The 24874-nt window shown below is 74.0% G+C and carries 16 protein-coding genes; 12 read left to right on the top strand and 4 right to left on the bottom strand.

Annotation, left to right across the window (positions count from 1 at the left end; genetic code table 11):
• Positions 1-27: 27 nt before the first annotated feature.
• The 11 genes from WBQ80_RS04570 to WBQ80_RS04520 all read left to right on the top strand — a co-directional run bounded on the left by WBQ80_RS04570 (position 28) and on the right by WBQ80_RS04520 (position 20025).
• Complete coding sequence (locus WBQ80_RS04570) at positions 28-1449, top strand: serine/threonine-protein kinase (RefSeq protein ID WP_336570633.1); 1422 nt, start codon at positions 28-30, stop codon at positions 1447-1449.
• On the top strand, positions 1446-7328 hold the full coding sequence (locus tag WBQ80_RS04565; RefSeq protein WP_336570634.1) for an Ig-like domain-containing protein: 5883 nt from the start codon (positions 1446-1448) through the stop codon (positions 7326-7328). The genes WBQ80_RS04570 and WBQ80_RS04565 overlap by 4 nt, the downstream gene beginning before the upstream one ends.
• Before the next feature lie 17 nt (positions 7329-7345).
• Complete coding sequence (locus WBQ80_RS04560; RefSeq protein WP_336570635.1) at positions 7346-8317, top strand: AAA family ATPase; 972 nt, start codon at positions 7346-7348, stop codon at positions 8315-8317.
• Positions 8314-9657, top strand: coding sequence for a DUF58 domain-containing protein (locus tag WBQ80_RS04555; RefSeq protein WP_336570636.1), 1344 nt, complete (start codon positions 8314-8316; stop codon positions 9655-9657). Before WBQ80_RS04560 ends, WBQ80_RS04555 begins: the two co-directional genes overlap by 4 nt.
• Positions 9654-12038, top strand: a complete 2385-nt coding sequence (locus tag WBQ80_RS04550) for a transglutaminase-like domain-containing protein (protein ID WP_336570637.1) — start codon at positions 9654-9656, stop codon at positions 12036-12038. Before WBQ80_RS04555 ends, WBQ80_RS04550 begins: the two co-directional genes overlap by 4 nt.
• A 103-nt stretch (positions 12039-12141) precedes the next feature.
• Positions 12142-12672, top strand: a complete 531-nt coding sequence (locus tag WBQ80_RS04545) for an FHA domain-containing protein (protein ID WP_336570638.1) — start codon at positions 12142-12144, stop codon at positions 12670-12672.
• Positions 12673-12762: 90 nt separating this feature from the next.
• Positions 12763-15645 carry an FtsK/SpoIIIE domain-containing protein gene (locus tag WBQ80_RS04540; RefSeq protein ID WP_336570639.1) on the top strand — a complete coding sequence of 961 codons (2883 nt, stop codon included), beginning with the start codon at positions 12763-12765 and terminating at the stop codon, positions 15643-15645.
• A 137-nt stretch (positions 15646-15782) separates the two neighbouring features.
• Positions 15783-17012 carry an ABC transporter substrate-binding protein gene (locus tag WBQ80_RS04535; protein ID WP_336570640.1) on the top strand — a complete coding sequence of 410 codons (1230 nt, stop codon included), beginning with the start codon at positions 15783-15785 and terminating at the stop codon, positions 17010-17012.
• Entirely contained in the window at positions 17012-18211 is a 1200-nt protein-coding gene (locus WBQ80_RS04530; RefSeq protein WP_337282472.1) for an ABC transporter ATP-binding protein, read from the top strand. The genes WBQ80_RS04535 and WBQ80_RS04530 overlap by 1 nt, the downstream gene beginning before the upstream one ends.
• Before the next feature lie 3 nt (positions 18212-18214).
• Positions 18215-19126, top strand: a complete 912-nt coding sequence (locus WBQ80_RS04525; protein ID WP_336570643.1) for an ABC transporter permease — start codon at positions 18215-18217, stop codon at positions 19124-19126.
• 113 nt (positions 19127-19239) lie between these two features.
• The gene (locus WBQ80_RS04520) at positions 19240-20025 is read left to right on the top strand and encodes an ABC transporter permease (protein WP_336570709.1); all 786 of its coding nucleotides are present in this window, start codon (positions 19240-19242) and stop codon (positions 20023-20025) included.
• Between the two features lie 93 nt (positions 20026-20118).
• Here WBQ80_RS04520 and WBQ80_RS04515 read toward each other — a convergent pair whose 3' ends face one another.
• Together WBQ80_RS04515 and gabT are read right to left on the bottom strand one after the other, a co-directional pair.
• Positions 20119-21108, bottom strand: a complete 990-nt coding sequence (locus WBQ80_RS04515) for an asparaginase (RefSeq protein WP_336570644.1) — start codon at positions 21106-21108, stop codon at positions 20119-20121.
• Between the two features lie 2 nt (positions 21109-21110).
• Positions 21111-22499 (bottom strand): 4-aminobutyrate--2-oxoglutarate transaminase, encoded by a 1389-nt coding sequence (gene gabT, locus WBQ80_RS04510; protein ID WP_336570645.1) that lies wholly within the window; start codon positions 22497-22499, stop codon positions 21111-21113.
• Positions 22500-22594: 95 nt separating this feature from the next.
• Here gabT and WBQ80_RS04505 point away from each other — a divergent pair, with 95 nt between their 5' ends.
• Complete coding sequence (locus WBQ80_RS04505) at positions 22595-23080, top strand: OsmC family protein (RefSeq protein WP_336570646.1); 486 nt, start codon at positions 22595-22597, stop codon at positions 23078-23080.
• 24 nt (positions 23081-23104) lie between these two features.
• Here WBQ80_RS04505 and WBQ80_RS04500 read toward each other — a convergent pair whose 3' ends face one another.
• Both WBQ80_RS04500 and WBQ80_RS04495 read right to left on the bottom strand, forming a co-directional pair.
• Positions 23105-24016, bottom strand: coding sequence for a hypothetical protein (locus WBQ80_RS04500; RefSeq protein ID WP_336570647.1), 912 nt, complete (start codon positions 24014-24016; stop codon positions 23105-23107).
• Between the two features lie 46 nt (positions 24017-24062).
• The gene (locus WBQ80_RS04495; RefSeq protein WP_442892661.1) at positions 24063-24824 is read right to left on the bottom strand and encodes a lysophospholipid acyltransferase family protein; all 762 of its coding nucleotides are present in this window, start codon (positions 24822-24824) and stop codon (positions 24063-24065) included.
• Positions 24825-24874: the final 50 nt, after the last annotated feature.

Here is a 24874-nt window from a genome sequence, read left to right as displayed (position 1 = left end):
GCCGGTGCCGAGCCCGCAGGGAGGAACGTGACGAGGCGACTGCCGTCCACGCCGCCGAACCTCCCCGGGTTCTCCTTCATCCGGGTGCTCGGAGCCGGCGGCTTCGCCGACGTGTTCCTGTACGAACAGAACATGCCGCGCCGCCTCGTCGCCGTGAAGGTCCTGCTCGCCGAGGTCGTGAACGACGAGGTGCGGCGCATGTTCCAGGCCGAGGCGAACCTCATGGCCCAGCTCTCGAGCCACCCGTCGATCCTCACCGTCTACCAGGCGAGCGTCGCCGCCGACGGCCGGCCATACCTCGTCATGGAGTACTGCTCGGCGACGCTCGGGCAGCGGTACCGGGCGGTGCAGCTGCCGATCGCCGAGGTGCTCTCGATCGGCGTGCGCATCGCGAGCGCCATCGAGACGGCGCACCGCCAGGGGGTGCTCCACCGCGACATCAAGCCCTCGAACATCCTCACCACCGCCTACGGGCACCCGGTGCTCGCCGACTTCGGCATCGCGGCCACCCTCGGCCAGGCCGAGGCGAGCGACGCGGTCGGGCTCTCCATCCCGTGGTCGGCGCCCGAGGTGCTGCTCGACGACGTCTCGGGCACGGTGGCCAGCGAGGTGTGGTCGCTCGGCGCGACCGTGTACTCGCTGCTCGCCGGGCGCAGTCCGTTCGAGGTGCCCGGCGGCGACAACGGCACGATGGCGCTCGTGAGCCGCATCGAACGTGCGAGGCTCGCGCCGACGGGCCGACCCGACGTTCCCCGCAGCCTCGAGGCGGTGCTCGCGCGGTCGATGTCCAAGCGGCCCGCCGACCGCCAGGCCGGCGCGCTCGAGTTCATCCGCGACCTGCAGGCCGTCGAGGAGGAGCTCAGCCTTCCGCAGACCCCGCTCGAGGTCGCGATGGACGACTGGGCGATCGCCACCGCCGTCGACCTCGACGAGCGCACCCGGCTGGGCGCCGGCAGTTCCGCGGATGCCGCGGCGTCGCGTTCGCGCCGGCGCCGGTCGTCCGCGGCGCGCCTCGGCGCGGCGAGCGCCGACTCCCGCTCGCGGGGCGCCGTCGACGGCGTCGGAGCGAACGGCCGCAGGAGCACGGCCCCGCCCACGCCCCGTCGCCTCATGTGGGGCGTCGGCGTCGCCGCTGCGGTGTTCGTCGGACTCGTGGCCGCGGGGTTGCTGACGGTCGCCCGCGGCGCGGCCACTATCCCGGTCGTCACCGACGTCCGCGCCGAGGTCGTCGGCGGGAACGTGGTGTTCACGTGGGACGACCCGGGACTCCGGCAGGGCGACACCTACGTCGTGAGCGTGGGGGGCGACGATCGCCCGCCCCAGCGCGAGTCCGTGGCCGCCGTCCCCGCCGAGGGCGACGGGCCCGTGTGCGTGAGCGTCGCGGTGACGCGTGACGGTCGGACCGGCGCGCCGAGCGTCGAACGCTGCCTGGAAGCGGACGCGCCGTGATCGACGCCGCCGAGCTCTGGCGCACCCGCCGGGCGCCCCTGCTCACCGCCGGCGCGGTGGGCGTCGTCGTCGCGGTGGTCGCCGGCGTGGCGGTCGCGTCGGGGGGCTACACCGCCCAGCGGGTCGACCTCGGCGACGCCGCGGTGTGGGTCGCGAACGAGGCCTACGAGTCGGTCGGTCGCGCCAACACGGCCGTCCACGAGCTCAACGCCGTCGTCGAGGCGGGCGGCACGCGCCCCGAGGTCGTGCAGGGCGGGTCCACGGTGCTCGTCCTCGACCGCGACCGCGCGAGCGTCGGCATCGTCGACCCGGCGACCGCGACGGTCGCCGACACGGTCGCCGTGCCGCCGACCGGCACGGAGGTCGCGCTCGCGGGCGACCGGGTCGTCATCACGGCCGACGGCGACCTGTGGGTCCAGCCCGTCGAGGAGTTCGGACGCTTCCTCAGCGAGCGCGAGCCGGCGTTCGAGTTCGGCGCGGAGTCCGTGGTGTCCGTCGACGAGTCCGGCCGCGTGTTCGGGTTCACGCCCTCGACCGGGGAGATCACGCTGGTCGGCGCCGACGCACCCGACGCCGTCGTCGAGGAGTGGCAGCTCGACGGGATCGACCGCGACGGCGACGTGCAGGTGACGTCGGTGGGCGGCCGCTGGGCGGTGCTCGACGCGGGCGCGCGCCGGCTCCACCTCGAGGGCCGGACGGTCGACCTCGCGGGACTCGTGTCCGGCGCCGACGGAGCGGTGCTGCAGCGGCCCTCGCTCGCGGGCGACGGAGTGCTGATCGCCACCCGCGAACGCCTCGTCGAGGTCGGCTTCGACGGCGGCGCGCCGACCGTGCTCGTCGACGGCCGGCGGGGCGTTCCCGCAGCGCCGATCCTCCACGGCGGATGCGTCCACGCCGCCTGGGGCGGCGGCACCGCCTGGCGCGCGTGCGGCGACGACCGCGAGGGCCGGGAGTTCCCGCTCGAGCGCCGCATCGCTGGCGAGGGGCCCCGATTCCTCGCCAACGGCGACGCGCTCGTCCTGAACGACCCGCAGTCCGGCGCGACCTGGGCGGCCTCGGGCCGGTACGAGCTCATCGACAACTGGGAGGAACTGCTCGCGGTCGAGCGCGACGAGCGGCAAGTCGAGCAGAACGACCCGGAATCGCGCGTCACGACCGAGAAGAGCCAGGTGCCGCCCGTCGCGGTCGACGACGAGTTCGGCGCGCGGCCGGGCCGCGCCACGCTCCTGCCCGTGCTGCTCAACGACTACGACGCGAACGGCGACGTCCTCGTGGTCGCCGCCGCGTCGGGCGACCTCCCGGACGGCGTCCGCGTCGACCTCGTGTCCGAGCGGCAGCAGCTGCAGCTGACGCTCGACGACCGCGCGGCGGGCTCGTTCGACATCCGCTACGACATCGACGACGGCCGCGGCGGCGTCGCCCAGGCGGTCGCGCGCGTCACCGTGCGGGCGCCCGACGAGAACGGGCCGCCGGCTCAGGTGCGGCCGACCCGCGGGGTGGTCGAGTCCAGCGGGCGGGTGACGACGGCCGTGCTCGGCGAATGGGTCGACCCCGACGGCGACCCGATGTTCCTGCGCAGCGCTTCGACCGCCTCGCCCGACGACGCGACCTCGACCGCCGAAGGCGTCGTCGTCTTCGACGAGCGCGGCGGGGAGGGCTCCGAGCGCCGCGTGGCGCTCATCGTGTCGGACGGCCGCGACGACGGAGCCGGGACGCTGCGCATCGACGTCCGCGCGCCGGGCGAGGCGCCGCTCGTCGCGGAGTCGTTCGTCGCGCTCGCCACCGCCGGCGAGGAGATCCGGCTGGAGCCGCTGCGCCACGTGCGCGGCGGCTCCGGGCAGGCACGGCTCTCGGCGGTTCCGGCCAAGCCCGAGGCCCAGCTCGCTCCCGACTTCGACAACGGCACCTTCCGGTTCTCGAGCGCAGCCGTCCGCACGCACTTCCTCGAGTACACCGTGACCGACGGGGACCAGACCGCCACGGGCAGCGTGCGCGTCGAGGTGGCGGCGCCGCCGGAGCGCGACACGACGCCGATCACCGTGCCGCACACCGCCTTCCTGCGGCTCGACCAGCCGATGGAGGTCGACGTCCTCGCCGGCGACATCGACCCGACGGGCGGGCTGCTCGTGATCACCGGTCCCGGCGAGGCGCCCGACGACCCGGGCGTCCGGGTCGAGGTGATCGACCACCGCATGCTCCGGGTCAGCCTGACGCGGCCGCTCGAGCAGGGCTCCGCACGGTTCGGCTACCGCGTGAGCAACGGGCTCGCGGACGCCGAGGGCACCGTCACGGTCGTCCAGGTCCCGCCGCCCGCCACGCCGCAACCGCCGGTCGCGGCGCCGGACACCGCCTCCGCGCGCACCGGCGACGTGGTCGACATCCCGGTCCTCGACAACGACGCGCACCCCGACGGCGACCCGCTGGAACTCGATCCCGAACTCGTCACCCGCCCGTCGTCCGGCCTGCTCTTCGCAGCCGGGAACCGGCTCCGCTTCCAGGCGCCCGACGAGCCCGGCGTCTTCGAGGCGTCGTACCGCGTCACTGGCCCCGACGGGCAGAACGCCACGGCATCCGTCGTCATCACCGTTCGCGAGGCCGACGCGGAGACGAACTCGCCCCCCGTCCCCGCGACCGCCGCGGCCCGCGTGCTCGCCGGCGACACCGTCCGGATCCCCATCCCGCTCGGCGGAGTGGACCCGGACGGCGATTCCGTCCAGCTGCTCGGTCAGGAGTCGAACCCCGAACGCGGCGCGGTCGTCGACCGAGGGACCGACTGGCTGGAGTACCAGGCGGGGGAGTACTCGGCGGGAACGGACACGTTCGAGTACGCGGTCGTCGACGCGCTCGGGGCCCGCGCGACCGGCGTGGTGCGAGTCGGCATCGCGCCCGGCCTCGACGGTGCCCGCGCCCCGGTGGCGGTGGACGACCGGATCACCGTCCGGCCCGGCCGCTCGCTCGCCGTCCGGGTGCTCGCCAACGACTCCGACCCCGACGGCGGCGAGCTCGTCATCGCCGACGTGGAGTCGAACACCGGCACCGCGACCGCCGAGGCGGACGGCGACGTCATCCGCGTCGACGTGCCCGAGGGCGACGCCGACCACAGCTTCATCTACACCGTCGAGAACGAGCGGCTCGGGTCGACGACCGCGTTCCTCCGCGTCGACGCGCGAGCCGATGCGCCCCTCATCCGACCCGAGGCCGCCGACGTCGTCCTCAGCCTGAGCGACGTGCTCGAGGAGGAGCAGGTCGAGGTCGACGTCCTCGACGACGTCTTCATCGCGGACGCCGACCACCGCGACGCCTCGGTCTCGCTCGTCGAGGGGCACGAGGACGGCGCCCGCGTCACCGGTCGGGGGACGATCGAGGTCGAGGTCCGCGACCGGCGGCGGATCGTCCCCTACGCGGTCGGCCACCCGGACGACCCGGACCTCCGCGCGCTCGCCTTCATCTGGGTCCCGGGTCGCGACGACGCGCTGCCGCAGCTGCGCCGCGATGCGCCGCCCGTGCGCGTCGAGAGCGGTGAGGAGGTCGTGCTCGAGCTCGAGGACCACGTCGTGGCCGCATCCGGCCGACCCGTGCGACTGACCGATGCCGCGAGCGTGCGGGCCTCGCACGCCGACGGCACCGACCTCGTCGTCGACGAGGACACGCTGCGCTTCCGCAGCGAGCCCGGTTACTTCGGGCCCGCCTCCATCTCGTTCACCGTGACCGACGGCGACTCGGCCGACGACCCCGACGGGCGGACCGGCACGATCGTCATCCCGATCGACGTCCGCCCGACCGACGACCAGCCGCCCACGTTCGTCGGGGGCGTCATCGACTTCGAGCCCGGCCAGTCGCGGACGATCGCGCTCGAGCGCCTCACCAACCGGCCCGACGACGGATCCGACGCCGAGCTGGCCTTCCGCATCGTCGGCGAGGCGCCGCCGGGATTCGACGTCGCGATCGACGGCGGCGACCTGCGCGTCCGCGCCGCGGAGTCGACTCAGCAGGGGACGGGCGAATCGGTCACGATCGGCGTGGCCGACGGTCCCGTCGAGGGCACGCCGGGGCGTATCGAGCTGCGGGTCGTCCCCTCCACGCGGCCCATCGCGCAACCGGCCGCCGACACGGCGATCGCACCGCGCGGGCGGACGACGACCGTCGACGTGCTCGCCAACGACGCGGCGGGCAACCCCTTCCCGGACACGCCGCTCCGGGTCGTCGCGGTGCGGGGCCTCGACGCCGGGAACCTCCCTTCCGGCGTCGCGATCACGCCGAGCGCCGACCGGTCCCGGCTGTCCGTCACGGTGTCCGAGGGCGCGGCGCCGATCAACACCGCCGTGCAGTACCAGGTGGCCGATGCGACCGGCGACCGGAGCCGGTTCGCCTGGGGGACGGTCACCGTCTCGGTCCAGGACCGGCCGGACCCGGTCACCGACGCGCGCCTCACGGGATTCGGCGACGGGACCGTGGACGTCGCCTTCGGCGCCGGCGCGTTCAACAACTCGCCGATCGAGGGCTACCGGATCTCGCTCCTCGACCCCGGCGACGGCCGCGAGGTCGGTGCGACCGAGTGCGCCGCGACGACGTGCACGGTCGCGACGCCCGGCAACGGTCCGGGCTCGGCGGTCCGGGTCCGGATCCAGGCGCGCAACGGGATCGGCCTCTCCGACCCCGCCGAGCTGCCCACGCCCGTCTGGTCGGACGTGATCCCCGCGCCGCCGGGCGGCCTGCGGGCCCTGCCCCTCGACGGCCGGCTCCGGATCGAGTGGGCGCCCGTGCCGGCCGGCTCGGGCAGTCCGGTCGACAGGTACGTCGTCTCGGTGGCCGGCTCGCCCGTGGAGGTCTCGGCATCGCGGGTCTGCACGGCATCGGTCTGCGCCACCGAGTCGCAGCAGCTGGCCAACGGCAGCAGCGCCGCGGTGGCGGTGAGCGCCCGGAACGGCGCGTTCCCGGCGCTCGCCCAGTGGACCGAGGCGACGACGACCGGGACCCCGTTCGGCGCCCCGATCCCGGGGGACATCGCCGTGGACGCCGATCCCGCCGCCGGCGCGGTCGTGGTGTCGTGGACGCCGTTCGCGGGCAACGGCGACGCCATGGGCGGGTACTACGTCGAGCGGCTCGTGGAGGGCGAGTCGTCCGTCCCGTCGGGCGCCCAGGCGTGCTCGGTGACGCAGCCGGCACCCGGCACCGTGGTCGCGCCGAGCGCCGGCGGCACCGTGGCCGAGGTCGTGCGCGTGGGTCCGGATGTCTCGAGCGTGTCGTTCACGGGCACGTCCACCGAGTCCGCCCGCTACTCGTTCGTCGTGTGGGGCTTCAACCGCGCCGGTTGCGTCCACACCGCCGTCGCCAGCACCGTCGTCCGTCCCGCTCCCGGCGGCGTCACGGGGGTCGACAGCACCATGGACTGGCTCAACGCGGAGACCTGGGACCGCTACGTCTCCGACGTCGAGGCCGGCACGCGGCGCCTCCAGATCATCGCGGTCGACGCGAACGGCGTCCGAGTCGGCACGGCGCGCGAGTTCAGCGGCTCCGGCTGGCTGCGAGCGCTCCTCAACCGGCCCTTCGGCGAGACCGCGCGATTCCAGGTGCGGGCGTGCACGGTGTGGGGATCGTGCGGCCCCTGGTCGCAGACCCAGCCGGGGGGCGAGTCGCCCTCGCTCACGTTCGCGCTGCCGGGTCGCGCCTACGACCCCGCCGAGGCGACCTGGACCTGGACGGCCGATCCCGCCAACGGCGGACTCCCGACCGCGTACCGGTGCGGTCTCGCGGGCGAGTCCGCGGGCCGGCCGGCGCAGTCGGCCACGTCGTGCCAGGTGCCCGGGGCGAGTGCGGGCGATCGCGTCTGGTTGGATGTTGAGGTCGCGGGCGTCACCGCGAGATTCGAGGCCCGATGAACTCGCAGGGAGCACGCATGACCATGACCCCCGAGGACGCCACCCGGTTCGCCGCGGACCTCGATCGGCTGGTCGGCGCGGTCGAGGAGGTCCTGCTCGGCAAGAACCGCGTCATCCGCCTGGCGTTCACGGCCCTCCTCAGCGAGGGCCACCTGCTCCTCGAGGACGTGCCGGGCACCGGGAAGACCTCGCTCGCACGGGCGATGGCGCAGTCCGTGGACGGGACGAGCAACCGCATCCAGTTCACGCCCGACCTGCTGCCCGGCGACATCACGGGCGTGTCGGTCTACGACCAGCGAACGGGCGCGTTCGAGTTCCACCCCGGACCGATCTTCGCGAACATCGTCCTGGCCGACGAGATCAACCGCGCGAGCCCGAAGACGCAGTCCGCGCTCCTCGAGGTCATGGAGGAGGGCCAGGTCACCGTCGACGGCCAGACCCACCCGGCGGGCCGCCCGTTCATGGTGATCGCCACGCAGAACCCCGTCGAGCAGGCCGGCACCTACCGGCTGCCCGAGGCGCAGCTCGACCGCTTCCTCATGCGCACCTCGATCGGCTACCCCGACCATGCCTCGACGATCCGCATCCTGGAGGGCACCGACCAGCGCGCCCACGAGCAGCGCGTGGAACCGCGCCTCGACGCGGCCGAGATCGTGCGGATGGCGGCGCTCGCGCGGACGGTGTACGTCGACCCGACCATCCACGACTACGTGTCGAGGCTCGTGGATGCGACGCGCACGGCGACGGAGGTGCGGCTCGGCGTGAGCGTGCGCGGTGCGCTCGCGCTCGTGCGCGCGGCGAAGACCCACGCGGCCGGCCGCGGACGCCACTACGTCGTCCCCGACGACGTGAAGGCGCTCGCCGAGCCGGTCCTCGCCCACCGGCTGATCCTCGATCCCGAGGCGGAGTTCGACGGCGTCACGGCCTCGAACATGATCGCGCAGGTGCTCATCGAGACGCCTCCGCCGTCGGCGAGGCAGGCCGGGTGACGTTCCAGACCCGCTCCACGATCCCGGAGGAGGCGGCCGAGGCGGGCCTGCTCGCGGTCGTGATCGGGCGCGGCGTCGCCGCGGCGCGGCGTGCGGCGGCGGTCTGGACGCGCTGGACCGAGGCGGCGCGGGGCGTGGTCACGCGGCTCGGCTGGGGGGTCGTGGCCGGCGCGATCGCCGCGCTCGTCGTCGGATACGGCTGGGGCTGGGGCGAGCTCGTGGTCGTGGGGTGGGGCCTCGCGCTGCTCGTCGTGCTCGCGTCGGCCCACCTCGCGGGACGCGGGGCGGGCAGCATCGACCTCTCGCTTCCGGTCGACCGGGTCGCCGTCGGCGAGGAGGCCGAGGCGCGACTCGTCGTGCGCAACCCCGGCCGCCGGCGGTTCGCGGCGGCGCGACTCGAGCTGCCCGTCGGCGACCGCGTCGTGGCGAAGCTGCTGCCGCCCCTCGCGCACGACGCCGTGTTCGACGAGCGCGTCGCCATTCCGACCCGTCGCCGCGGCGTCGTCCCCGTGGGACCCGTGCAGACGGTCCGCGCCGACCCCATCGGGCTGATGCGCCGCGAGATCGAGTGGTCCGGCGTGCGGATGCTGCACGTGCACCCCCGCACGATCGCGGTGTCGCCGCTCAGCACGGGCTACCTCCGCGATCTCGAGGGCACCCCGACGCGCGACCTGACCGTGAGCGACATCGCGTTCCATGCGCTGCGCGAGTACCAGCCCGGCGACGACCGCAGGTTCATCCACTGGCGCAGCTCCGCGAAGACCGGCACGTTCATGGTCCGGCAGTTCGAGGAGACCCGCCGCAGCCGGATGATGGTCGTGCTCGACCTCGCGGCCGACGCGTACGGCGACGGCGAGGACTTCGAGCTCGCCGTGAGCGTCGCGGGCTCCCTGGGCGCCCGCGCGATCCGCGACGGTCGCGGCATCAGCTTCATCGCGTCCGGGCAGGCCCGTGATCCGCGACGCGGCGCCGGCGCCGGCGAGGGCCGGGCGGGAGCCGGCATGCGCGAACTGCCGACCGCCTCGCGCGACCGGCTGCTCGACGCCCTCTGCCTCGTCGAGACCGACGCGCGCGCCGCGGGCCTCGCCGAGACGGTGCGATCGGCCTCCGAGTCGGTGAGCGGCGTGTCGCTCGTGTTCCTGGTGACCGGCGGGGCACGTCCGGTCGCCGACCTGCGGCAGGCGGCCTCGCGGCTGCCCGCGGGCGTCGAGGGCGTGGTCGTGCGCTGCGCCGCGGAGGGCGAGGCCGCGGCCGGTGCGATCGGCGCGCTCTCGGTGTTCTCCGTCGGCTACCTCGAGGACCTGCGGTCGATGGTCGCGAGAACGGCGTCGGTGTCATGAGCGAGCGCATCGGACCCGAGCGGCCGGGAGGCGCATCGCGTGCGCCCCGCGCCGGCGGGCGCCTCGGCGTCGGCCGGATCGGGCGGGCGTCCGGGCCGGTGTCGGCCCTGGTCACGGTCGCGATGGTCGCCGGCATGACCGCCGCCGGGATGGTGCCCTGGTGGCCCGTCTACGAGAGCGCGGCGTTCCTCGTCGCGGCGGCGGTCGCGATCGTCGCGGGTTCGACGCTGGCCGTGGTGGGGGCCGTGCGCAACCTCCCGTCGTGGGCCGTCGTGGTCGGCGTGGCATCCGCCTACCTCGTGCTCGGCGTGCCGGTCGCGGTGCCGGGCCGATCGTTCGCGACGGTGCTCCCGACGGCCGAGGGGCTCGTCGAGCTCGTCGCGGGAACGGCCCTGTCGTGGAAGCAGCTCGTGACCATCGCCGTGCCGGTCGGCAGCTACCAGGCACTGCTCGTGCCGCCGTTCCTCCTCGGGCTCGTCGCCTCGACCGCCGCGGTGACGATCGCGCTGCGGACCTCGCGGCCCGCTGCCGCAGCACTCCCGCCGGCGCTGCTGCTCGTCGCGGGCATCGCGCTCGGGGTCGTGCACGACGAACTGGCCGTGCAGACCGGCGTCGCGTTCCTCGTGACCTGCGTGGCGTGGCTCGCCCGGGTCGGAATCGCCTCCCACCGTTCCGTCCTCGGGGAGCGGCCCGCCGACGCCGCCCTGGCCGGGGTGCGACGCATCGTGGGTGCAACCGCGCTCGTCGCCGTCGCGCTCGTCGGGGCGACCGCCGCCGCCTTCGTCGTCCCGCCCGGCCCGCGCGAGGTCGTGCGGGCGCAGCTCCAGCCCCCGTTCCAGCCCGACGACTACGACAGCCCGCTCGCCGCGTTCCGGCGCGCGTTCGAACCGGATGCAGCCGCGACGCCGATGCTCGCGGTGCGCGGGCTTCCCGACGGCGCCGGCATCCGCGTCGCGACGCTCGACACGTACGACGGCGTGGTCTACTCCGTGGGCGGAGCCGATCGCTCCGCGGCATCCGGCCAGTTCACGAGGCTGCCGTACCGGCTCGACCAGTCGGGTACGCCGGGGCGCCCGGTCGAGCTCGAGGTCGAGGTGCTGGGCTACGACGACGTGTGGGTTCCCGGGATCGGCCTCCTCGAGCGGATCCGGTTCATGCCGGCGTCGGCACGCGCCGAGGCGCTCGCGGAGGAGTTCCACTACAACGACGTGACCGGGACCGGCGGGGTGCGCTCGGGCCTGCGGGAGGGCGATCGGTACCGGGCGTGGTCGGTGGCATCCGTCGACGACGTCGACCTCGCGACGCTGCAGCCGGGCGGTGCGGTGCTGCCCGAGGGCCCCGAGGCACCTGACGACCTGCTCCGACTCCTCGACTCCTGGGCTCCCGCGTCCGATCCGCCGGGCCTGCGGCTCGCGAAGGCGATCGAGGGCTTCCGTACGCAGGGCTACGTGAGCCACGGCGTCGGCGACGACGAGCCCAGCCGCTCGGGTCACTCGCTCGACCGGATCGGAGAGTTCGCGAGCGTCAAGCCCATGCTCGGCGACGGCGAGCAGTACGCCGTCGCGGCGGCCCTCATGGCCCGCTCGATCGGGTTCCCGGCCCGCGTCGTCGTGGGATACGCGCCCGGCGAGGGGAGCGGCGTCGTGGAGGACGGCGCCCGCGTACTCCGCAGCGACGACCTGCAGGCGTGGATCGAGGTGCAGGCGAGCAGCGGCGAGTGGATCCAGGTCGACCCGAATCCGGAGCCGCGCGAGATCCCCGAACGCCAGCCCGATGAGCCGACCGTGGTGTCGCGTCCCCAGTCGGCCCTGCCGCCGCCCGAGGACCGCACGCCGATCGAGGACCTCGTCGTCGAGCCGGACTCGGGCGACGACGATCGCGACGACGACGGACCCGCGTGGCTCGACGCCCTGCTCGCGGTGGCGCGCGTCGTCGGCATCGGGCTGTCGGTGCTGCTGCTCGCCTCGAGCCCCTTCCTCGCGGTCGTGCTGGCGAAGGCCCGCCGGCGCCGCCTGCGACGGCGGGCGCCCACGTCGGTCGAGCGGATCGAAGGCGGATGGCGCGAGTTCGCCGACACCGCGGCGGACTACGGCTACCCGGTCGCCTCGGGCGCGACGCGCGCCGAGCAGGCCGCCACGGTCGGCGACCTCGGGCCGCTGGTGCTGGCGTCCGTCGTCGACCGCGCGGTCTTCGCGCCGGGCGGTCCGGGCGAGGGCGACGACGAGCGGGTCTGGGATGCCGTCGACGATCTGCAGCAGCGGATGGCCGCGCCCCGGACGTGGCGGCAGCGACTCCGGGCCGCCGTCTCGCTCGCGTCGTTCGGCCGGTACGCTGGCAGCCGGAGGGAGGCGGCTCGTGACCTGCCGGATCTGCGGCGCTGACCTGCCCGAAGGCGCCATGTTCTGCGGCGAATGCGGCAGTTCGACCTCGGCGACGCCGGAATCCCGCCGCCCCGTCGACCCGCGCCCGGGCGACACCTCCGTGATGCACCGCTCCGAGAGCGGCGTGATCAGCATCCCGGTCCCCGGCGCTCCGGGCCCGACCGCGCCGCCCACCGCGCGGCCGATCACGGCGCCGCCCGAGGCGGTCGCGATCCCGCCGCAGTCGGCCGGCCCCGGTGCGTGGCCGGGCGAGCCGGCCGCGCCGGCCCGGCCGTCGGAGCCGCAGGCCGGCATCCCGCAGCCGGAGCCCGCGACCTGGGAACTCCGCTTCACGACCGGCGAGGTCGTCACCGTGTCCGGTACCGGCCTCGTCGGCCGCCGCCCCATGCCCCAGCCCGGGGAACGGTTCTCCCACCTCGTGCAGATCGTCGATCGCGGCCTGTCGGTGTCGAAGACGCACCTCGAGTTCGGCGAGCACGACGGCCGGCTGTGGGTCGCCGACCGGTTCTCGTCGAACGGCACGGTCGTGCGCCGCCCCGGCGAGGGCGGCGTGCGGTGCGAGCCCGGTCGCCGCGTGCTCGTGCCGCGAGGGAGCCGGGTGGAGATCGGCGAGCAGGCCTTCACCGTCGCCTGACCCGTCCTCCCCAATCGCGGGTCGCTGCCGCGGCGGAGGATGAGCGCCGTCCGGGCCGCGGCTCCGGCGACGGCGTGGTGAGGTGGTCCGGTGTCCGAAGCCCAGCCCTCGCCCGGCCTCGTCCCGCTCGCGCTGCCGCCGCATCCGGCCGAGCCCCGGCGAGTGGGGTTCCCGTGGATCGCCTCGGCCGCCCCCGTCGCGGGTGCCGTCCTCATCTGGTCGGTGACCGGCTCGACCTTCGCGCTCCTCTTCGCGGCGCTCGGCCCGCTCGTCGCCGTCGCGTCCGTGCTCGACGCCCGCCGTCAGGCCCGGCGCGAGCGCCGGCGCGCGTCGGCCGACCGGGCGCGCGCGCTCGCGCGCCTGCGCGACGAGATCGCCCTCAGGCACGAGCTCGAGCGCGACGCCGCGCGACGGGCGTGGCCCGGCGCCCGCCGGATCGTCGAGCGCGGCGTCCCCGCGTGGCGGTCGAACGTCCCGGGCCACGTCGTCATCGGCGCCGGGACGATCCCGAGCCGGGTGCGCGTCGAGGGGAGGCCCGCAGACGACGCCGACGCCGCGCTCCTCCGCGAGGCGACGTGGCTGCGCGACGCGCCGTGCACCGCCGACACCGCGGGCGGGCTCGGATTCGTCGGACCCCGCGGGCTCGCACTCGCCGCCGCGCGGGCGGCGGTCGTGCAGTGCGCCGATGCGGTCCCGCCCGGTCGACTCGCGATCGACGCGCCCGCGACCCCGGACTGGGCGTGGTCGGCGGCGCTGCCGCATGCGGCGACGGCCGCCCCGGGCCGGCTCCGCGTCGTCGATGCGGGCTCGCCGGGCTGCGTGGCGCCGGAACGGGAGGACCACGTGCGCATCGTGGTGGCGGCGACGGGCGCCGACCTGCCGCCGGGTCTCGCCACGGTGGTCGAGCTGGGGTCGCGCGGGCGCGCCGTCGTGGGCGGCGCCGTGCCCGCGGTCGTGGCCCCCGAGCTCATGAGCGCGGCGGAGGCGGGGGCGTGGGCCGATCGCGTCGCCGTGGCGGCGCAGCGCGCCGGTCTCGGACGGGTCGCGCCGCTCCCCGCGAGGGTCGGGCTGTCGGAACTCGAGCTCTCCCCGTCGGAGCGCACGGACCGTTCGCACCTCCGGGTGCCGGTGGGAATGGGCGAGGGGGGACCGTTCGAACTCGACCTCGCCGCCGGGCCGCACGCGCTCGTCGCCGGAACCTCGGGCAGCGGGAAGAGCGAGTTCCTCGTGACCTGGGTCGCCGCGCTCGCCGCGATCCACCCGCCCGACCGGGTGGCCTTCCTGCTCGTCGACTTCAAGGGCGGCGCGGCCTTCGCGCCGGTCGCGAACCTCCCGCACGTGACCGGCGTGGTGACCGACCTCGCCGCGGCCGAGGCGGATCGGGCCGTGGCGAGCCTCCGCGCGGAGCTCCGCCACCGCGAGCACGTGCTGGCCGGCGCGGGTGCGCGCGAGCTCGCGCAGCTCGACGCCGAGGTCGTCCTGCCGCGCCTCGTCGTCGTGGTCGACGAGTTCCAGGCCATGGTCGAGCGGTTCCCCGACCTGGGGCCCGTGATCGCCGACATCGCAGCGCGCGGCCGATCGCTCGGCGTCCACCTCGTGCTCGCCTCCCAGCGTCCCAACGGCGTCGTGCGCGAGAGCGTGACGGCCAACTGCGGCATCCGCGTGTCCCTGCGGGTGCTCCACCGCGCCGACAGCCTCGCCGTCGTCGGCACCGAGGGGGCGGCGGAGCTCGACGCGGGCTCTCCGGGCAGGGCGGTCGCCGATCCGGGCGACGGACGCGCCGTCCGGTTCCAGTCCGCGATCGTCGACGACCGCTCGATCAGGCTGGGGACCGCTCGCCACGCGGATGTCGCGCCGCCCCGGCGTCCCTGGCTCGACCCGCTGCCGCGGTCCCTCTCCCTCGACGCGGTCGGCGGCGTGCTCGGCGACCCGATCGCGACCGCGACCGCGACCGACGAGCCGGGCGGCCTGCTCCTCGGCGTCGCCGACGACCCCGACCGGCAGCGGCGGCTCGCCGTGTCGTGGAACCCCGCGGCCGACGGACCGCTCATCGTGCTCGGCATGCCAGGCTCCGGCCGGACCTCGCTCCTCGACGCCGTCGCCGCACAGGTGTCGCGCGCCTCCGGAGCCGAGGCGGTGCTCCGCGTCGAGGGGCCGCGAAGCGCCGTGTGGGATGCGCTCGCCGAGCTCGAGCACGCGTCGGACGCCGGGCACGGCCTGCCGCGACTCGTCGTGCTCGACGACCTGGACGAGCGGTTCGCGGCCTGGCCCGACGAGGCCCGGTTCGCCGGGCTCGCTCGCGTCGAGGGGCTCCTGCGCGCCGTCCGGGGGACCGACACGGCCGTCATCGCCTCGTCGGCCCGTCTCGCGGGCCTCGGGCCGGGTCTCCGGGACGGATTCCGCGCGTCCGCGCTGCTGCGGCACGCGTCACGCGCGGACCTCGTGCACGCGGGCGGGGAGGGCGCGCTCTGGGAGCCGGACCCGCCTGCCGGATCCGGCCAGTGGCGAGGGCTCCGGGCGCAGTTCGTCGCGGCGCCCGCGCCGGGGTCACGTCCTCCGCGGAGGCCGCCGCGCTACGAGCCGGCGCGGCATCCGCTCACCGCGATCTGCTCGGCCACGCCGCGGGCCGACGCGACGGCGCTCCTCGGCGACTGCCCCGACGGCGAGATCGTCCTGCTCGGCGACGGACCGGACGCCGCGGCCCGTGCGGCCATGGTGCTGCAGGGCGCCGCCGCGTCGGCTCGCCCGCGCCTGGTGATCGGCGACGCGGAGTCCTGGGCGGCGAACTGGGCGCTGGCCGTGCAGGCCCGAGGGCGGGCGACGATCGTGATCCACGGCGGGCCGGTGGAGTACCGAGCGCTCGCCCGGGAGGGCGGTCCTCCGCCGCTCCTCGACGACCCTCGCCGGCAGTGCTGGGTCATCCCGCCCGAGGGCGACGCCGTCCGGTGCTCGTGGATCGGGCCCGACGACTGATTCCGCGCGTGGAAGCGACCTCTCGATACTGATTCCGTGCGATCCGGCGCGAGAAATTAACGATTCGGTCATCATCCCGTGATTTCTGCCACGCAGTGTGGCATCATCTTCGCACCCCTGCACGAACATCGAAGCCGATGAGGAGCCCCCGCGTGACCAGCCGACCCCTGCCCCAGGACCCCGTCATCCGCGCCCTGATCTCCCAGGCGCGACAGTCCCAGCTCACCCGCCGATCGCTCCTCGCGGGCGGCGCGGCCGGCGCGTCCGCGCTCGCGCTCGCCGCGTGCTCGACCGGCGGCGGGCAGGCCCGTCCGACGGCCGCGGCCGACGTCTCCGAGACCGACAAGACCCTCAACTGGGCCAACTGGGCCGCGTACATCGACGAGGACGACGCGGGCAACTACCCGACGCTCGTCGCGTTCGAGGAGGAGACCGGGATCTCGGTCAACTACGAGGTCGCGGTCGACGACAACAACACGTACTACGGCAAGGTGAAGGACCAGCTCGCGCTCGGCCAGGACATCGGCGCCGACACCGTCTGCCTCACCGACTGGATGGTGTCGCGCTGGATCCGCCTCGGGTACACGCAGGAGCTCGACCACGGCAACATCCCGAACCTCGCGAACCTCACCCCGTCGCTGCAGAACCCGGACTTCGACGAGGGGCGCAAGCACTCCCTGCCCTGGCAGGGCGGCTTCGCCGGCATCTGCTGGAACACCGAGAAGGTGCCGGGCGGCCTCAAGTCGGTCGAGGACCTCTGGAACGCCGAGCTGAAGGGCCGCGTGGGCGTGCTCTCCGAGATGCGCGACACGATGGGCCTCCTCATGCTGCAGAACGGCGTCGACATCTCGGGCGACTGGGGCGACGCCGAGTTCGAGGCGGCCATCGAGATCCTCGACGAGCAGGTCGCGAACGGCCAGATCCGCAACATCAAGGGCAACTCCTACCTCGAGGACCTGAAGAGCGAGGACACGCTGGCCGCGATCTGCTGGTCCGGCGACATCACCGTCATCAACGCCGAGGCCGGCGACAAGTGGCAGTTCGCGATCCCGGACGCCGGCGGAACGCTGTGGAACGACAACTTCCTCGTGCCCATCGGGTCGCCCCGCAAGACCAACGCCGAGACGCTCATGAACTACTACTACGAGCCCGAGGTCGCGGCCGAGGTCGCCGCGTGGGTGAACTACATCACGCCCGTCGTCGGTGCGAAGGAGGCCGCCGCCGCCATCGATCCCGAACTCGCCGAGAACCAGCTCATCTTCCCGAACGAGGAGACCCTCTCCAACGCGTTCATCTTCCGCGCCCTGTCGGGCGCCGAGGAGCAGAAGTACCAGGCGCAGTTCCAGCAGATCCTGCTGGGGTCGTGATGTCGGGTCGCGAGTTCGCCGAGCGCGGCGCCGACCTCGAGCTGGTCGGCATCCAGAAGCGCTTCCCCGGGTTCACCGCGATCGAGGAGCTCGACCTGACGATCCCCGCAGGGTCGTTCTTCGCCCTGCTGGGTCCGTCGGGCTGCGGCAAGACGACGACGCTCCGGCTCGTCGCCGGCCTCGAGGAGCCCACACAGGGCCGCATCCTCATCGGCGGCAAGGACATCACCGACACGAAGGCGCACGAGCGTCCCGTGAACACGGTCTTCCAGAGCTATGCGCTGTTCCCGCACATGTCCGTCATCGAGAACGTCGCGTTCGGCCTGAAGCGCCGGCGCATGGACGACGCGATGGGCAAGGCCCACGAGGCGCTGCGGCTGGTCGAGCTCGACCACCTCGCCCAGCGTCGCCCCGCCCAGCTGTCGGGCGGCCAGCAGCAGCGCGTCGCGCTCGCCCGCGCCATCGTCAACCGGCCGGCCCTGCTGCTCCTCGACGAGCCGCTCGGCGCCCTCGACCTCAAGCTGCGCCGCCAGATGCAGCTCGAGCTCAAGACGATCCAGGAGGAGGTCGGCCTCACCTTCCTGCACGTCACGCACGATCAGGAGGAGGCCATGACCATGGCCGACACCGTCGCGGTCATGAACAAGGGCGCGATCGAGCAGATGGGCGCCCCGGAGGAGCTCTACGAGCTGCCCCGCACGGCGTTCGTCGCCAACTTCCTCGGCAAGTCCAACCTGTTCACGGGCGACATCGTCGGGACGACGAGCGACGCGGTGTCGGTCGACGTCGCGGGCCATCGCCTCACCGTGCCCGTGTCGCGTGCCCAGCGCCACCAGGGACTCGTCACCGTGGGCGTCCGGCCCGAGAAGGTGGCGCTGCACGTCGAGGCGCCCGACGCCGCCGCGTCGCGCAACGTGCTCGGCCCCGGCCGCGTCATCGACGTGTCCTTCGCGGGCGTGAGCACCGAGTACATCGTCGCCGTCCCCGGCGTCGGCACGCTGTCGGTGTTCGCGCAGAACGTCGGGTTCGGGCCCGTCGCCCACGAGGGCCAGGAGGTCTGGGTGAGCTGGCTCGTCGAGCACGGCTTCGGCCTCGCCGACGAGCCGCAGGAGTCCGACCGGTTCCCGGCCGACGACGACACCCGGTCCATCGCGGTGCAGCGGCGCGAGGCGCTCATCTCGGAGCTCGAGGGCAGCTGACGCATGGCCTTCGCAGCATTCGCGACGACGGAGGCCCAGCCGCAGGCACCCCGCAAGAAGAGCCGCATCGCGCTGCTCCTGCTCCTGCCCGGCATCCTCTACCTCGTCCTGTTCTTCCTCACGCCGCTGATCTCACTGGTCCTGACGTCGCTGCAGGCGCCGTCGGAGTTCGGCGACATCGGCGTGTACGACTACGCGTTCAACTGGCAGAACTACGTCGACGTCATCGACGCCTACTGGCCGCACATCCTCCGCTCGTTCGGCTACGCCCTCGCGGCGACCGTGCTGGCCCTCGTCATCAGCTACCCGATCGCCTACTACATCGGCGTGAAGGCCCGGCGCCGGCCGCTGCTGCAGAGCCTGCTGCTCGTGCTCGTGATCGCCCCGTTCTTCATCAGCTTCCTGCTGCGCACCCTGGCGTGGAAGCAGATCCTGTCGGACGAGTCGATCATCATCACGTCGCTGAAGGCGCTGTCGCTGCTCGCACCGGACGCCTACTTCGCGGGCACGCCGTTCGCGGTCGTCTTCGGCCTGACGTACAACTTCATCCCGTTCATGACGCTGCCGCTGTACACGACGCTCGAACGGCTCGACACCCGGTACCTCGAGGCGGGGAGCGACCTGTACGCCGGCCCGGCCACGGTGTTCCGCAAGGTCACGATCCCGCTCTCGATGCCCGGCATCGTCGCGGGCACGCTGCTGACCTTCATCCCCGCAGCGGGGGACTACGTCAATGCCAGTCGCGACTTCCTCGGCGGCCCCGACACCCAGATGATGGGCAACGTGATCGAGGCGAACTTCCTCGTGCTGCTGAACTACCCGGCGGCCGCGGCGCTGTCGATCATCCTGATGGCCGCGATCCTCGTGCTCGTCGGCGTCTACGTGAAGCGATCCGGAACGGAGGACCTGCTGTGAGCGGCGAAGCGCAGGCCGGGGCGGTCCTCGGCGGACTCGCGGGCAGCGAGGAACTCGAGACACGGCGTCCGGCGCAGCCGCCCCGGCGCCGTCGGGTCGGCCTCGGCGACTGGCTGCTGCCGGTCTACGTCACGATCGCATTCGTGTTCCTCCTCATCCCGATCGCGTACACCTTCGTGTTCTCGTTCAACGACTCGATCAAGTCGAACATCGCGTGGCGCGGGTTCACTTTCGACAAGTGGTTGAACGTCTGCAACGTCGAGGGCGGCGCGGTGTGCGAGGCGTTCGGCAACAGCATCGTCATCGCGCTGGTGTCCACGGTCGTCGCCACGACGCTCGGGACGATGATCGCGATCGCGTTGGTCCGGTACCGGTTCCGTGCGCGCTCGGCGATCAGCCTGCTGCTGTTCCTGCCCATGGCGACCCCCGAGGTCGTCCTCGGCGCCGGCCTCGCCGCGCAGTTCCTCGCGGTGGGCGTCCCGAAGGACATGCTGACGATCATCCTGGCCCACACGATGTTCTGCATCAGCTTCGTGGTCGTCACGGTCAAGGCCCGCGTCGCGAGCCTCGACCCGGCGCTCGAGGAGGCGGGGCGCGACCTCTACGGCTCGCCGCGCGCCGTGTTCTGGCGCGTGACGTTCCCGCTGCTCGTCCCGGGCATCATGGCCGCGGCGCTGCTCGCGTTCGCGCTCAGCTTCGACGACTTCATCATCACGAACTTCAACTCCGGTTCGGTGACGACGTTCCCGAAGTACGTGTACATCTCGGCGTCGCGCGGCATCCCCGCCGAGGCGAACGTCATCGCGTCGGCCGTGTTCATCCTCGCGCTGACGCTCGTGATCGTGGCCCAGATCTCGCGCGCCGCACGAGCGAAGCGGCTGGCGAACTCGATGGGCTGACGGTCCTCGCGAACGAGACGAGCGGATGCCGCGGCCCCGACGGGTCGCGGCATCCGCGCGTCCGCCTGCGCGCGCCGGGCCGGGCCCGCCGGCTCAGACGGTCGCGCGGATCCGGCCGACCACGGCGCCGCCGCCGAGCACCTCGAGGCCGAGTCCCGGCTCCGCCGCGTCGACGGCCGAGCCCTCCAACGCGCCCGCTGCGACGAGCAGGCGCGCCGCGACGATCGCGAGGGCGCGCGGCGAGCCGTCGAGGACCTTCACGGCGACGGTCGTGCCGTCGGGGGCGGTCATCACCTGGACGCCCTCGGCGCCGAACTTCGCGAACACGCCGAGCCGCTCGATGGCGACGGTGTCCGGGCGCCCGGGACCGGCGACCGCCCAGCCGTTGGCGCGGACCGCCTCGGTGAGGGCCGCCGCCTCGCGGAACAGGGCGAAGGGCGACGAGATCGACGAGGTCGTGATCTTCTGGATGCCGCGCGCGAGCCCCGTGAGGCTCAGCGCGTGCACCGGTGCGCCGCATCCGTCGGGCACGGTCGCGGCGGGGCGCTCGCCCGTGAGCCGTTCGAGCACGTCGAGGATGCGCCGCTGCAGCGGGTGCTCGACGTCGAGGTAGCCGTCGAGCGGCCAGTCGTTGGCGTGGCACGCGAGGAGCATCGCGGCGTGCTTCCCCGAGCAGTTCATCGTGATCGACTCGGCCCGGAGCCCCTCGCGTACCAGCTCGTCGCGCGCGTCGCGATCGGTGGGGAACTCCGCCGGGCACGCGAGCGCCGATGCGGGCAGGCCCGCGCGGGCGAGGAGCCCGCGCACGAGTGCGACGTGCCGCGGCGTGCCGGTGTGGCTCGCCGTCGCGATCGCCGCATCCTCGCCGCGCAGCGTGACGCCGGAGGTCATCGCGGCGACGGCCTGGAACGGCTTCATGCTCGAGCGCGGCAGGATGGGGGAGCGCACGTCGCCGAGGACACGCGCGACCTCGCCGTCGGGGGCGAGCACGATCGCTGAGCCGATGTGCCGGGACTCGGCGAAGCCGCCCCGCTCGACCACGGCGAGTTCGGCGGCGTCGGAGGCGCGGAAGGTGCCGGACACGCTCAGGCGAGGGTCGCGAACGCGTCGTCGAGCACGCCGAGCGCGTCGGCGATGAGCTCGTCGGTCATGCGCAGGCTCGGCAGGAAGCGGAGGACGTTGCCCCACGTGCCGGCGCTGAGGAACAGCACGCCCTGCTGTGCGGCGTGCGCGATGAGCGCCGACACGGCCTCGGGGTTCGGCTCCTTCGTCGTCGCCGCGGTACCCGGCTTCACGAGCTCGATCGCGATCATCGCCCCCCGTCCGCGGATGTCGCCGATGAGGTCGTACTTCGAGCGGAGCCGTTCGAGCCCGGCGGTCAGCGTCGCCTCGATGCGGCGGCCCTCGGCGAGCAGGTCCTCGTGCTCGATGGCCTCGAAGACGGCGATCGCCGCGGCGCACGCGACGGGGTTGCCGCCGAAGGTGCCGCCCAGGCCGCCGGGCTGCGAGGCGTCCATGATCTCGGCGCGACCCGTGACGGCGGCGAGCGGCATGCCCGCGGCGATGCCCTTGGCGGTCAGGACGAGGTCGGGCACCCACCCGAAGTGCTCGGCGGCGTAGTAGCGGCCCGTGCGGGCCATGCCCGACTGGATCTCGTCGGCGATCATCACGACGCCGTTCGCGGTGCACCACTCCTGCAGCGCGGGGAGGAACCCGTCGGCGTAGACCATGAAGCCGCCCTCGCCCTGGATCGGCTCGACGACGAGGCACGCGAGGTCGGAGGCGCCGACGACCTTCTCGAGGTAGCCGATGGTGCGCGAGGCCGCCTCCTCGCCCGACAGTCCGTCGCGGAACGGGTAGGAGCTCGGCGCGTGGTAGACGTCGCCGGCGAGCGGGCCGAATCCGGTGGCGTACGGCATGGCCTTGTAGTTCATGGCCATCGTGAGGTTGGTGCGGCCGTGGTACGCGTGGTCGAGCACGGCCACGGCGCGACGGCCGGTGTGCTTGCGGGCGATCTTGACGCCGTTCTCGACGGCCTCCGCGCCGGAGTTCACGAGCACCGTCTTCTTCGCGAAGTCGCCCGGCGTGTGCTCGGCGAGCAGCTCGGCGACCCGCACGTACTCCTCGTAGGGCGTGATGGTGAACAGGGTGTGCAGCACGTCGCGCGCCTGCCCGGTGATCGCGTCGACGACGCCGGCGGGGGTGTGCCCGGCCGTGGTCACCCCGATGCCCGCGCCGAAGTCGAGGAAGCGGTTGCCGTCGACGTCGACGAGGATCGCGCCGTGCGCGCGCTCGATGTAGACGGGGAGCACGCTCGAGACGCCGGAGGAGACGACCGCGTTTCGCCGGGCGTGCAGCTCCTGCGACTTCGGGCCGGGAACGGCGGTGACGACCCGTCGCTCCTGCGGCACGGCGGCGGCCTGCGCGCTCGACTCGGCGGGGAGGGACTCGACGGGGGTCTGGGTGTCAGTCATGGTCCCACCAGCTTATCGCCGCGCACCCGCCCGGCCGTCGGCGGGGTCGTGCAGAATCGACGACGAAGCGGCATCCGCTGCGACGAGGAGGACCAATGCTGGGCGAGCACCGGTACGCGATCGACCTCGAGTGGCAGGGCGACCGCGGCGACGGCACGTCGTCGTACCGCGCGTACGGCCGGCAGCACGTGGTGCGCGCCGACGGCAAGCTGCACGAGATCGCCGGCTCGAGCGACCGGGCCTTCCACGGCGACCGCGACCGGTGGAACCCCGAGGAGCTCGTGCTCGCCGCGCTCAGCCAGTGCCACATGCTGTCCTACCTGCACGTCGCGACGAACCACGGCGTGGTCGTGGTGGGGTACACGGATGCCGCGACCGCGACGATGCAGGAGGACGGCCGCGGCGGCGGGCGCCTCATCGAGGCGGTGCTCCGGCCGAGGGTCGTCGTCGCCGAGCCCGGCATGCGCGAGCTCGCCGACGCGCTCCACCACGAGGCATCCGAGAAGTGCTTCGTCGCGGCCTCGGTGAACTTCCCCGTCCGGCACGAACCCGTCTCGCTCGTCCGCGGCGCCGAGGCGTGAGCCGCGCGCCGGCTTCCCCGAGCGTCAGCCTCCGGCGCGGGGGTCGATGTCCGGCACGGGCGGGACGGCCGGAGGGCACGTGGCGCCGCCGACGAGCCGCGAGCACGGCGGGAAGTACGCGGGCAGCCGCTCGGCCTGCGGGTCGCCGAACCAGCGATGCCAGAGCCGCCAGAAGTTGAGGTTGCCGAAGGCCGAGCAGTCGTCGCCCGTGCTCGGGTCGGCGAGGACGGCCTCGTTGGGCTGGTACGGCGTGTAGTTGTACAGGTTGGCCGTGGCCTGGTTGCGGATGCGGACCGTGCTCGCCCCGCACGCGTCATCCGGGTGGTACCCCACCTCGACCGCGCCGACCCGGTACTGACGGTCGGGCTCGGCGGTGTACTGCCGGAACTGCCAGCCGGCCCGGTACACCTGGTTGAAGAAGCCGAAGTACCGCGCGTCGCAGTCGGCGTCGTCGGGGCACGCGTACCCCGTGGCCCGCTCGTACCCGCGTGCGCTCGGCCGGGTGAGCAGCGACTGCTCCTTCTGCAGGAGCACGAGGAGCACGCGCGGGCTCACGCCGCACGCGCGTGCCACCTCGGCGATGATCCGGCTCGCCGGGACGGCCGATCCGCCCTCCACCGCGTCGCAGTGCCGCGGCCCGGCCGCGGGAACGGGTTCGACGTCCTCGACGTGGTCGGCCGGGCACGGAACGGCATCGACCGGACGGCAGTCGCGGGACTCGAGGAACTCCTGGATCTCGTCCTCGTCCATCGCGCGGCCGTCGAAGAACGCGTCGTCGCTCACGATGAAGCCCGGGTCGAAGGCCTGCGCGGAGGGGATCCGCCGGTCCGAGGGTCCGGCGTCGCGCTCGAAGTCGGACTGGGGAGCGCAGCCCGCCAGCACGAGGGCGGCGGATGCCGCGACCGCGGCGATCCACGTGCGCACCGTCGTCCCCATCGGCACGACGATAGCGAAGGCCGCTCCCCGGAGGCTGGGAGTCGGGTCAGACCCGCTCGCGCGGCGCCACGCGATCGGCGATGCGGGCGAGGGCCCCCTGCGGGGGCGCCTCGTTGTACGCGTCGGCGAGCTCCTGTCCGGTGAGCGCGTGGATCGCGGCCATGATCTCGTCGGTCGCCGCGCGGCGCGCCCGGCCGGAGGTGGCGGAGCCGTGGCGGCTGACGTCGATCGGGTCTCCGAAGTGCACCTGCACGGGCCGGACGCGCGGGAGCTTCGCCCCGACGGGCTGGATCTCCTGGGTCCCGACGAGTCCGACCGGCACGACGAGGGCGCCGGTCGTCAGGGCGAGCCAGGCGACGCCGGTCCGGCCGCGGTAGAGGCGACCGTCGAGCGACCGCGTGCCTTCGGGGTACAGGGCGAAGGCGCTGCCCGACTCGAGGATGCGACGGCCCTGGTCGAGCGCCGCCTGCGCCTGCGCACCCGCGCCGCGCTCGACGCTCACGGCGCCGATCGCCGTGAAGAAGGTCCGCGAGAGCCAGCCCTTCGCGCCCGTTCCGGTGAAGTAGTGCGACTTCGCGAGGAACTGCACGGGCCGCGGTGCGGCGAGGGGGATCACGACGCTGTCGACGAACGACAGGTGGTTCGACGCGAGGATGACCGGGCCGGTCCTCGGCACGTGCTCGGCGCCGGTGATCCTCGGCCGGTACACGAGGCGCACGAGCGGCCGGAGGATGCCGCGCACGATGCCGTACACCGCACCGGGCTTCGACCGCGGGGCGGGAACGGCGTCGGCCTCGATCTCACTCACGGTCCGACGCTACGTCATCGCCCATGCACGCAGCGGAATATCCCGGCGGC

It is taken from the genome of Agromyces sp. CCNWLW213 (assembly GCF_037199545.1).
Classification (GTDB): Bacteria; Actinomycetota; Actinomycetes; order Actinomycetales; family Microbacteriaceae; genus Agromyces.
The sequence above is the reverse complement of the archived record's forward strand: the minus strand, read 5'-3'. Positions and strand labels throughout refer to the sequence as shown.